The sequence below is a fragment of the Roseixanthobacter psychrophilus genome (assembly GCF_043195195.1).
Lineage (GTDB): Bacteria > Pseudomonadota > Alphaproteobacteria > Rhizobiales > Xanthobacteraceae > NCEH01.
In genome coordinates, this window is record NZ_JBAFWT010000221.1 from 1 (window position 1) to 302 (window position 302).

The 302-nt window shown below is 73.2% G+C and carries 1 protein-coding gene; it reads left to right on the forward strand.

Features of this window, described 5'->3' with window-relative positions; all coding sequences use genetic code 11:
* On the forward strand, positions 1 to 302 hold a 302-nt coding region (locus V5F77_RS29285; protein WP_429008539.1), incomplete at both ends, for a phage protein Gp36 family protein.

Sequence of the window (302 nt, forward strand, 5' to 3'; positions counted from 1 at the left end):
CGCCCATGCCCACCGGCCGGATCGAGCAGGCGATCGCCGATGCCGGCCGCACGATCGATTCTTTTTTGCGGCGGCGTTATGCCCTGCCGATTAGCCCGCCGCCGGCCGAGCTGGTGCGCTGCGCCTGCGTGCTGGCGCGATTTGACCTCGCCTGCGGCGGCGACCGCGAACCCTCCGAGCAGATGCGCCTGGCGTGCAAGGAGGTGCGCACCTGGCTCGGCCAGCTCGGCACCGGCGACGTGTCCCTGGAAGGCGTCGTGCCGATCTCGGCCGCCGGCGGCGCCCGCACGCGCGATCGCGAC